Annotated in this window: 8 protein-coding genes; 7 read left to right on the forward strand and 1 reads right to left on the reverse strand. The window is 47.7% G+C overall.

All coding sequences use genetic code 11. The annotated features are described in order from the left end of the window. Positions 1–67 precede the first annotated feature (67 nt). From cydD to HH196_RS08360, 5 genes are all read left to right on the forward strand, one after another. Positions 68–1,753, forward strand: a complete 1,686-nt coding sequence (cydD, locus tag HH196_RS08340) for a thiol reductant ABC exporter subunit CydD (protein ID WP_169451668.1) — start codon at positions 68–70, stop codon at positions 1,751–1,753. Beyond that, positions 1,746–3,335, forward strand: a complete 1,590-nt coding sequence (locus HH196_RS08345) for an amino acid ABC transporter ATP-binding/permease protein (protein ID WP_169451669.1) — start codon at positions 1,746–1,748, stop codon at positions 3,333–3,335. Before cydD ends, HH196_RS08345 begins: the two co-directional genes overlap by 8 nt. A 207-nt stretch (positions 3,336–3,542) precedes the next feature. Beyond that, entirely contained in the window at positions 3,543–4,532 is a 990-nt protein-coding gene (locus HH196_RS08350; RefSeq protein ID WP_169451670.1) for a DctP family TRAP transporter solute-binding subunit, read from the forward strand. Positions 4,533–4,625: 93 nt separating this feature from the next. Continuing rightward, positions 4,626–5,300, forward strand: coding sequence for a TRAP transporter small permease (locus HH196_RS08355; protein ID WP_248276840.1), 675 nt, complete (start codon positions 4,626–4,628; stop codon positions 5,298–5,300). 12 nt (positions 5,301–5,312) lie between these two features. After that, positions 5,313–6,932: a TRAP transporter large permease gene (locus HH196_RS08360; protein WP_169451671.1), complete on the forward strand. Its 1,620-nt coding sequence runs from the start codon at positions 5,313–5,315 to the stop codon at positions 6,930–6,932. A gap of 64 nt (positions 6,933–6,996) precedes the next feature. Here the strand turns inward: HH196_RS08360 and HH196_RS08365 are convergent, their stop codons facing one another. Then, on the reverse strand, positions 6,997–8,205 hold the full coding sequence (locus HH196_RS08365; RefSeq protein ID WP_169451672.1) for a hypothetical protein: 1,209 nt from the start codon (positions 8,203–8,205) through the stop codon (positions 6,997–6,999). Positions 8,206–8,669: 464 nt separating this feature from the next. Between HH196_RS08365 and HH196_RS08370 the strand changes: the two genes are divergently transcribed. Both HH196_RS08370 and HH196_RS08375 read left to right on the forward strand, forming a co-directional pair. Further along, positions 8,670–10,067: a cytochrome ubiquinol oxidase subunit I gene (locus tag HH196_RS08370; protein WP_169451673.1), complete on the forward strand. Its 1,398-nt coding sequence runs from the start codon at positions 8,670–8,672 to the stop codon at positions 10,065–10,067. A gap of 11 nt (positions 10,068–10,078) precedes the next feature. Next, positions 10,079–11,302 carry a hypothetical protein gene (locus tag HH196_RS08375; protein WP_169451674.1) on the forward strand — a complete coding sequence of 408 codons (1,224 nt, stop codon included), beginning with the start codon at positions 10,079–10,081 and terminating at the stop codon, positions 11,300–11,302. Positions 11,303–11,304 lie beyond the last annotated feature (2 nt).

Here is an 11,304-nt window from a genome sequence, read left to right on the forward strand (position 1 = left end):
GCGCTTTATACGCGTAAACAAGGGGCTTTCGGGCCCCTTCTTTTTCGATACTTGGCAGCGAATACAATTGGCTAGAAAACGTAAATCCAATCCAACCGATATTCTCGACCAGCACAATGCCGGTTTGGAGGGTGCTACACGCCTATCACTCCTGCTTGGACTGGTACAAACCCTCAGCACCCTGGGCTTTGCATACTCAGTCTCACTGCTTATTGGCATGGCTCTAGCAAATGAGCCACTGCCGATGAGCACAATGGCAGTGGTGGCGCTTATAACGGGCCTACTCGCCATCAAAGCCTTTGCCCAAACCTGGCAAAACACTCTAAATCTTAGCCTAAGCGTGACCATCAGAGATCGACTTCGCCAATCAGCGTTGAGCCACTGCTTTACGACCGGCATTGCACTTTACCCTCGCTTCAAGGCTTCAGAGCTAGCCAATCTTCTCGCCAGTGAAATCGATAAACTGAAGGATTACTTTGCAGAGTTTAAGGTCCAGAAACAGATGGCAGTCTGGACACCTGTTCTGATTCTTTTAGCAGCCAGCACCGTTAACTGGTTGGTGCCACTGATTCTGCTTTTAACCACTCCGTTAATACCGGTGTTCATGATCTTGCTTGGCAACAGAGCAGCCGAAGCCTCTAGAGCAAACCTAAAGGATATGAATCGATTAGGTCACCTGCTAGAGGACCGGCTTCGCAATTTGGACCTGTTGCAGCAGCAAAATGCCATTGAGCGGGAGACAGCTGCCCTTTATAGCCAGTCAGAAAATTTTCGTAAAAGTACGATGCGTGTTCTAAGACTCGCATTTCTTTCAGGAACCCTATTAGAGTTCTTCGCGGCTATCAGCGTAGCGCTTGTTGCTGTATACCTCGGGCTGCTCTTTTTAGATAAGTATGATGTGGGTGGCTGGAGTCTCGACTTCACCTTTGCAGATGGCGCCTTTCTTTTGATGCTAGCGCCTGAATACTACCTCCCGCTTCGCAAACTCGGCGCACTCTACCACGCCAAATCCAATGCTAAAGCGGTGGCCGAAGTGCTTAACGAGCTGGCCGACAGCGCCTCTCTCTCCACATCGAATATTCCTTCTATAGTGCCGAAAAACATCACTTCTCTTGAGGTTGAGTCCCTTGTTAGCGGAACAGACTCTGCTATTCACAGGCCAATCTCGTTTACCGTTATGACTGGGCAGACGCTTTTAATCGACGCACCCTCTGGCAGCGGCAAAACTACGTTACTTGATAGCCTAGCCGGATTAAGGACTTTTCACTCAGGGACTGTTCGCATCAATGGCGAACCCCTAAATCCCTTCCACAATCCTAAGTGGTTCTCTAGAGTTGGCTATATTAGCCAGCATCCAGAGCTGATCTATGGCTCCATTAAAGAGAACCTCATGCTAGGACGTAGCTTTAGCGAGGCCGAACTCTGGGATGCACTTCGCAGAGCGCAGCTTGAGGATGTTGTGGCGGCACTGCCAAATCAACTCGACTACTTCATTACTGATGCAGGAGACCTCCTCTCTGGTGGACAGATTCAGCGTTTGGCCATAGCACGTGTTTTCCTTCACCAGCCTGCGCTACTGCTACTAGATGAGCCTGTAGCCAACCTCGATCAGGAGACTGCAGAGGCCTTTTTGGTAGGTCTCAAGTTCCATACCGAACAGGGTGGTATTTTGATTATGGCGAGTCACCGTGTCAGCGAACGTTTCCAGTTCGATCAGCGTGTCGCTCTCATTAAGGAGACGGCAAATGGTTAAGCACTACTTGTACCTTCTAAAACAAGAGCGCGCTATTTTTCTGCTTGGCTTGGTGTTATCAATTGTCACGGCATTTGCAGGGATTGCGCTTCTCGCGGTATCAGGCTGGTTTATCAGCGCTGCAGCTATCGCAGGTTTGAGTGCAGTGGCTGCACACGCTTTTAACTTTTTTACACCGGGCGCGATTGTCCGTGGGCTTTCAATCACTCGAACAGCTGGACGCTACGGCGAACGACTCGCCAATCACGAAGTGACGTTTCGAATGATCAGCGCCCTTCGCCGTGATCTATTCAACGAACTTGGTAACAACCAGGGTGTCAGCGCGCTGATGAATCGTCACGACAGTGCCAGTCAGTTATTGAAGGATATTCAGAACGTAGAGGGTATCCACCTTCACTCATTGGTTCCTGCAGTCACTGCGATCTTATCCGCAGTTGGGTTCGTGCTTGTTACAGCCATTTTCCAACCTCAGCTAGCTATGGTTTCAATACCCATTTTAGGGGTGGCGCTTGTGCTGTTACCGCTACTCTATAGCCGCGCTGTTTTAGAGCCTGAATCTAGCCTTCATCAACAACGAAACAAGCTATGGTCTCAAGCGAGCTCGCTGTTTAGCAGCTTACGCCTGCTAACTCTTAACAATCAGTTAGAAGCGCAAGGGGAATCTCTGCGTAACAGCTCAACCGAGGCAAACAGAGTTGAACTGCGTGCACTGAAGAAACAGCAGTGGATTGCGCTTATCTCTCAGTTGGTCTATCTGCTTCTTATCGGTTGCTCACTCGGCTTCTCAATAACGGCTTACCAAAATAGTGAGTTGCAAGGGGCACTGATTTTCATGCAGTTACTGTTAGCGATGGGCGTGACGGAAATTCTCGCTGCTGCTAACAGCGCTATCGCCAGCTTGTTACTGGGCCATAGAGCTCTGCAACGACTGGATGGGCTAAAGCAAAATAGACCAGCCCAGGATGAACGAGGCATGCGAGTTGATGTTGATAAGGGCATTGAGGTTCGCCATTTAAGCTTTGCCTACAATGCAGGCCAACCTGTACTTAGCAACCTATCAATATCTTTCGGTTCTGGCTTTCACTGGCTACTCGGTAGCAGTGGTCGTGGCAAAACAACGCTACTCAAGATTCTTGCTGGCGAGATCGAGCAATACACAGGAGAAATCGCCGTTAATAAAGAGCAGCTCTCCTACATGCCACAGCGCATACAGATTATTCGCGCATCGTTAAGAGAGAACTTAGATCTACGCTCAGAGCACGATGACACAGAAATTTCAGAAGCGCTTGAGATGGCACAATTAAGTGAATGGGTAGCGAGCCTGCCAGACGGTTTGGATACCTGGATAGGTGCTGGTGAGTGGCAACCCTCGGGCGGGGAGCTGAAACGCCTGGGTATTGCACGCCTCATTCTCGAAAACCGTCAAATCATTATGCTCGACGAGCCTTTTGCTGGAATGGATAGTGCGCTTCAAACAGAACTACTGCAAAACCTCAGAGACCAATGGCAGGGTCGTACAGTGCTGATCATCTCTCATGATCTAGACCTAATCGGTAGTTCCGACACTAAGATCCAGTTATAAAATTGGCGGTTTTCCGCCAATTCACCCCAAAAAAGACGGGTCAAATACCGCCAAACCGCACACCAGCCTGGTTATATTTCGAACAGAGAAAAACCATAAGCTACTGATTTAAAGTGATTTTTAAAAACATGGCACGATAACTGCTAAGTAAAAGGGCTTTTTAAAAAAGGTCGCCACGACCATAAAACCAACTGGAGAGCATTAATAATGAAAAAATTGACTCTAGGTCTTTCTGCACTAGCCCTATCTGTTTCAGCTGCAACTGCACAGGCTAACTGTGACGCAGGTGAAGTTGTTGCAAAACTTAGCCACGTAACTGGCGGTACTACACACCCTAAAGTTGTTGCTGCTAACAACTTCGCTGAGCGTGTAAACAAAGAGATGAACGGTTACATGTGTGTTGAGGTTTACCCTAACTCAACTCTATTCGGTGACTCAAAAGAGCTTGAAGCTCTTCTACTAGGCGATGTTCAGATCCTAGCGCCTTCACTTTCTAAGTTCGGTTCATACACTCCAAAATACGGTGTATTCGACCTTCCATTCATCTTCAAAGACATGGATGCTGCAATCAACTTCACTAACTCTAAAGATGGCAAAAAGCTACTTAACGAGATGGAAGATGTTGGCTTCGTAGGTCTTGGCTACTGGATGTCTGGCATGAAGTACTTCTCTGCTAACAAAGCACTTCTAGAACCAACTGATGCTGCTGGCCTTAAGTTCCGCGTACAGTCTTCTGACGTTGCTAAAGCGATGATCGCTGCAATGGGCGGTACTCCACAGGCGATGGCTTTCTCTGAAGTATACGGCGGCCTACAGACTGGCGTTGTAGACGGTCAGGAGAACACTTGGTCGAACATCTACACTAAGAAGTTCTTCGAAGTTCAGGATTCAACAACTGAAACTAGCCACCAGCTTCTTGCATACCTATTCATGACCTCTAAAGAGTTCTTGGACAGCATGCCAGCAGACAAACGCGCTCAGTTCCTGAAAATTGCTGACGAAGTGACTAACGAAGCTAACCTAGCAGTTAAAGCGGCTGAAAACACTAACCGTGAAAACATCCTAAAAGCTGGCGGTAAGATCAATACGCTAGACGCAGCAGCTCGTAAGAAGTGGGTTGATGCTATGAAACCAGTTTGGAAACAGTTCGAAGATCAGATCGGTGCTGATCTAATCGATTCTGCTGCAAACTCTTAATCAACTAACCTAATTAGTTGATCTGGGTGGGCTCACTGAGCCCACCCTCTTTCCTTAACGGCTCGTTGAGCCCACCAAATTTGGAGTACAGACGTGGATTGGCCGCATCTTTACCTCTTGATCCTTATTCTTGTTATCTGGGGCTTGGAGAAACTCTTCCCTCGCTTTATGAACAAGCTTGAGGAGAACTTCCTTGTCCTCATCATCGCATCCATCATGGCCGTCTCTTTTGGCCAGGTAATTGCGCGTTATGCGTTCAATACCGGATGGACTGGATCCCTCGAATTCAACACCACAATGTTCTCTTGGTTGATTCTGATGGGCATGAGCTACGGCATCAAAAACGGCACACACCTCGGTGTTGATATCGTTCTTAATGCAGTACCTTCCAAGATCGGTAAAGCGCTATCCCTGTTTGGTGCTCTGGCCACGCTTGTGTACGCACTCCTCCTACTCGACTCTGCATGGCTTGCAGCGATGGGCGTTGATGTGCGCGGCGGGGCTATCGAATACTGGGCAAAAATGTACAAGATCAACATTGGCGTCGAAGAGATGCGCTGGCCTGACTTCATCATGGAGTGGTTTGGCGTTAAAGAGCGCGTACAACGTTGGTTAGTACTGGTGATTCTGCCTATCAGTTTGGCACTGCTTGCATACCGCTCACTTCAAGCATTTGCAGCAATCCTTACCGATAAACGCCATATGCTTATTGCTGGTCACGAGGCGCAAGACCTTGTCGAAGAGCATAAAGACGCACTTAAAGATTAAGAGGCCTATCAAATGGAAGCTTTGATTCTGTTTTTCATGGTACTAGGCCTACTCTTTGTGGGTCTACCAGTCGGCGTTGCCTTGGGTCTATCGTCGATTCTATTTATTACGTTCTTCTCGAACGACTCGCTATCATCAATCGCGATTTCGCTGTTTGGTGCGGGTAACCACTACACCCTACTGGCGATTCCGTTCTTCATCATCGCATCTGCGTTTATGTCGACCGGTGGTGTAGCGAAACGTTTGATTAACTTTGCTATCGCCTCTGTAGGCCACTTCCGTGGTGGTCTTGCGATGGCGTCTGTATTGGCATGTATGATGTTCGCAGCGCTGTCTGGTTCATCGCCTGCTACCGTTGTTGCGATCGGTACCATTGCTATCGCAGGTATGCGCCAAGTGGGTTACTCAAAAGAGTTTGCGTCAGGCATTATCGCGAACGCGGGTACTCTAGGCATTCTTATTCCACCATCAATCGTAATGGTGGTTTACGCAGCTTCAACTGATGTCTCAGTTGGCCGCATGTTCCTTGCGGGTGTTATTCCTGGCCTAGTTGCCGGTCTAATGCTGATGCTGGCGATTTATGTGGTTGCTCGTATTAAAAACCTTCCATCTGAAGAGTGGAAAGGATTCGGGGCTATCGTTCGTGGCGGTAAAGAAGCTGGCTGGGGTCTATTCCTAATCGTTATCATCATGGGGGGTATCTACGGTGGTGCATTCACGCCAACTGAAGCCGCCGTTGTTGCTGCTGTCTACTCAATTATTGTTGCACTGTTCGTCTACCGCGACATGGGGCCACTAAAAGGTATTCCATGGGTTACAGAGAGTGATTCAGCGCACGCTAAAGTGGGTTTCAACGGCAGTGTTTACGGCGTATCCATCTTTATGGTGTTTATGATTCTGTCGTTCTTTGCCACATCAGATCCTGAAAACACATCAACTGCTGGCGATCGTGCGATTTGGGGCTTAGCACTTAGTGCTGTTGTCACCATCTTCTACATCATCAAGCGCAGTGGACACCTAAGCGAATCTTTCGCGCAGTGTTTTGTCGCTGGCCTTGCGATATGGAAACGCAACTTCGTACTACTCGTTAAGGGCTTCTTCCCTGCGCTGTTTGGTGAAGAGACGCGTAAAACAATGCTAGAGGGAACTAAGACAACCGTGATGCTGATGTTCATCATCGCAAACGCCCTACTCTTTGCGCATACGCTATCTGCAGAACGTATTCCACAGATGGTCACAGAGTGGATGTTAGACGTTGGCTTTACTTGGTGGTCGTTCCTGATCGCAGTCAACATTCTGCTATTGATTGGTGGTCAGTTCATGGAGCCATCGGGTCTTCTTGTAATCGTAGCACCAGTCGTATTCCCAATCGCGATGGAGCTTGGAATAGACCCTATTCACCTAGGTATCATCATGGTTGTGAACATGGAGATCGGTATGATTACCCCTCCAATCGGTTTGAACCTGTTTGTAACTTCCGGCATAACCGGCATGAGTTTATCAAACGTAGTAAAAGCAGCTGCGCCATTTGTTGCGGTTCTGTTTGTCTTCCTAATTCTAGTGACTTACATACCTGCACTATCAACTTGGCTGCCATACAGCATCATGGGACCAGAGATTATTACCAAGTAATCAGGTACCGACAAAAAAGGCTCCGCCTCGAAAGAGACGGAGCCTTTTTTATATCTCTAAATTTTTAAACTGAAGGCTCCAGTACCAACTCGCGGTGTGTTAGCAGGTTACGGGTCAAACGGTAGAGTGCATAGACTGTAACCGTCTGCACCACAAAGAATAGCGAGATACCGATCCAGTAGATGACACCAAACTTAGCCACGATGCCTGTCGATACAAAGCCGATGTGCCACCAAAACATATTGAGCACAAAGAACGCTACACCAGGGCACACCAGACCGAAAGCAACTGGGCTGCGCTCATCACCGTGCAGGTAGTTATCTAGGTAGCCGTTCAGTTTCATGACACGGTAACCTACCGAAAGCACGACTGCCTGTAACATCACCATCAACGTCAGCATCTGGAAGTTATCTGCAGGATTCATCTTGGTATTAAACAGATGTGCCAACCCATGCTCCATTCGAATCCACTCTATACCCAATAGCGTGATAATCGGCACAAGCATCCACAAACTTGGTGTCGCCTGCTCCTGCAGACCGTGTTTCATCATTGCAGTGATGCCTGAAACCAACACGAATAGAACAACCAAAACAGCAGCCACTAAGAAGAGGTAAGAGAGCACCGATGCCGTAGCGATCACGGCTGGGATATGTGACATCGCAGCCGGTGCTGCAAAGCCTACCGAGATCATCGAGAAGGTGAACGCGGCCATCAATGGTGATAGGTGATTGTGCTCTTCTGAGCGGTAGCCACCTTGAGTCAGCATACGTCCAAGGTAACGACCGTACATTTTCAGCGCAAAGTAGCCAATCACGACAAAGGCAGCGATCGCACCTGGGAACATCCATTCAACAACACTCCAAAGTCCCGGTACAAATAGTGCACCAAAGATAAACATCACGTTCACGGTCATAGCAAGTGTAAGAGGAATCGCCAACATCTGAACTTCAGCAGGTGAATTCACCAGCTTATTAAAGGCCTCTGTACCCTTATGAGCGTTGTACTCTTTGATGTTCCAAACCAACAGCGCTATATGCAACAGACCTAAAGCCAAAATTGCAGCGACAGACAAGAGAACAATCACCTGCATAACTGGGGATGTAGTATCTGCCATCAATGCCTGAGTCCAGTGAGCAAAGGTTGGCATAGGTGTATCTTGGTGAGGCACCATCCAAAATAGGTACATAAAGAATGAGATTGAGAGTCCACCAGCACCAAGGGATGCAAGCCAGTAACTTGGGTGCCAGGGTTGAGAAGTATCGCGATTAAACATCTTGTTCACCTCTGAGGTTTCGTCTGATTCGTATCAGACATTAAATTAGATTCCACTAATATATTGGCAAGCCCTTATATTAGAAACTACTAATTTAATAAATCTTTTGAGCTGTTTGATAAATCTCAATGCAGTACGACTCGATAATTCAGATACTTCTCTCACCCTAATATGGTTATTTAACCATTGCTTCTTGTGGGGGCCTGCAGTGCCCCCCTTTTTTTTTGCCTCAACATCCCCACATCTTAATTTTAGCCAAGCAGTTCAACCGTCGCTTTTCATTTTGCCAAAATTTCTAATTGCGATTTTTCAATCTGCTAAGGCCCTTTCTCTAACATCTTGAGAAAACTCAATGCTTCCTGACTGCACAAAAAACGATACTGGTTTGGATTGGCGGTCGGCTGGCGATCGTCGCATGAAACAGAAGCTCTAAGCTTCGCTATTCGTCTTCAAAGGAGTTTTCTATGGAGATGTTGGGACTCTATCCAATCTGGTTCGAACCGACCCTGGGTTCAGGCTGGATTATTGGGATAATCGCAACCATTCACGTTCTGTTTTCGCACACATCAGTTGGTGCGGCACTTGTATTTGCCTACCTCGCTGTTGTTGCTTACCGCAAGAACCGTCCTGAACTACTAGAATATATCCGTCGTTACGGCTTGTTCCTTCTAGTGTTCTCATATGTCTTAGGCTCAATTACCGGCCCAGGCATCTGGTTCTCAACCACTGTTGGAAGCCCACGTGGTATTTCGGCACTTATTCATAGTTTCGTATGGAAGTGGGCAACAGAATGGGTGTTCTTCGTAATAGAGGTCATCGGCGTCTACATGATCGTCTATCTAGTTAATAAGGTAGATCAGAAGACTCATCTTCGTATCAGCATTATCTTTGCCCTTGCCTCATACACCACTATGCTGATCATCATCGGCATTCTGTCGTTCATGCTCGTTCCGGGCAAAGAGGCTTGGTATGTCGAAGGTGGCTACCTCAATGGTTTCTATGGTGCCAACACCTTTGCGCAATTAGCGATGCGTACAGCCTTCATGTTCACAATGACAGCTGTAGTAGGTGGTATTGTCGCCTCATCGATTAAAGATATGGCATTCCGCAAAGAGATGGTTCGTCGCTTAGCGTTACTAGGCCTAGTATCAACTGCGGCCGGGGTAGGTCTGTTTAAATGGTACCTCAGCACAATTCCAGCAACTGCTGAGTTAGTGATGGAAAATCGTCTACCTGAGTACTTCACTCCAGCTTTGATCGCGGTGATGGGCGGTATCTTCGCCTACTTCTTGGCCACACTACTTGCGCCTAAATTCCTGAAGCCTGCTATCGCCGGCGTGATGACTGTAGTTATCTTAGTGTTTGGTCTGTGGCCAGAAGAGGTTGCTCGCGAGTCGATTCGTAAGCCATACGTTGCAGGCGGCTACATCTACTCAAACCAGGTGGTAGCTCGCGATGTGCCAGGCTTAGGCATTAAAAGTGAAGTACCTAATATTGAAGAGCATGGTTTCTTGAACTCACTGATCTTCCTTCCAGAAAATCTCCGCACAGTGACTGCTGAAAACAAAACAGAGGTAGGTAAAGCACTTGCTCTGAATACCTGTTCGAACTGTCACTCACTGACTGAAACCGGTATTCGTCCTATCACTAACTACTTTGGTGAGAATGTTTCTGAATCTGAAATCGCACAGTACCTGCGTGCTGCCCTTTCTAGTGGCACAACCTTGTACATGCCAGAGATTCCACTCAAGCAGGATGAAGCAACTGCCCTGGCAGCATTCATTCGTCAGTTAAAAGATCAATCAAACGCTGTCGCAGCCAAGGAGTCTACTCCTGTTACTGTCGCACAGAGTTCTAATTAAGGAGAGGCGAGATGGATGCTCAAGCTTTATACGCACTCCGTGATGTAGCAGGCGTACCTTCGCACCCAGTTCTATTCTTGGTGTTAGGTGTACTTACCTTTGCTATGCACATGTTCGCTGTTCACGTCATGCTTGGCGGTGCGGCACTTACAATCAAAGGCGCTCTAAGCTCAGATGCTAACTGGCGCCGTCTAGCTAATACCATGCTATCAACCGCTAAGGTTGCAGTTTCTGTTGCTGTAGTCATTGGTGTGGCGCCACTTCTATTCGTACAGGTTATCTACGATCCGTTTTGGTACACATCAAACGTGTTATCAGCTTGGTGGGTCATTGGATTTATCCTAATCCTCTGTGTCGCTTACCTTCTGGTTTACGTTTTCTACGGTAAAAACCACGATTTCACGACAGCTAAAACTCGCTGCCCTGGCAGCATGATTCTTTCGCTAGCACTATTCCTAGTGGTTGGTTTGATCATGCACACGCTGACAAACCAGATGCTTTCACCTAATGAGTGGATGACTTGGTATGCACCAAACGGTCAGATTGACGCGAGCGGTACTCAGCTGCACTCAATTAACTGGGCTCGCTTTGCATTCATGATTGTTCTTGCTGCGCCTGTGACAGGTGCATGGCTATACGGCTACCGTCACTACATCAGCGTTCGTGATGATAGCGATAAGGAGTACCTAGACTTTGTAGCAAACTTGGCTAACAAGATGCTTAACATCGGTGGTCTGGTTGCTATCTTACTGGGTGCCGTATGGATGACTACCCTACCTGAAAATCAAGCTGCGTTTGCCACTAACCCACTGGTTTACCTAACAGCCCTAGTTCTTGTTTTGCTAACACTTGTGCCACAAATCTTAGGCACAAAAGTAAACAAAGGTTATGCAGCCTACTGGCTAGTAGCATTTGCGTTCGTAGCTATCGCAGTTGTGGCGGTGGACCGTGAAGTGATTCGCTGGGTAGCGCTGGTGATTGAATCTGGCTACAACCCAATGGACTACCCAATCAATATGGATTGGTACAGCACCATTCTATTCTTCATCACCTTCGCAGTTGTTGGCGGGATGGCGATTGGCTACCTACTCACAGTGGCATGGCAAGCGGGCCAGACTTCTGGCACCTACACACCATCAGCAGCCATCTCTCGCCTAGGTGATTGGACTATATACATCATTATTATCTGGATCATCCACTACTTCGCAGTGGGATTCTGGGTTTGGGCACAGTAAGG

This window comes from Marinobacterium sp. LSUCC0821, assembly GCF_012848475.1.
Taxonomy (GTDB): Bacteria; Pseudomonadota; Gammaproteobacteria; order Pseudomonadales; family Balneatricaceae; genus Marinobacterium_E.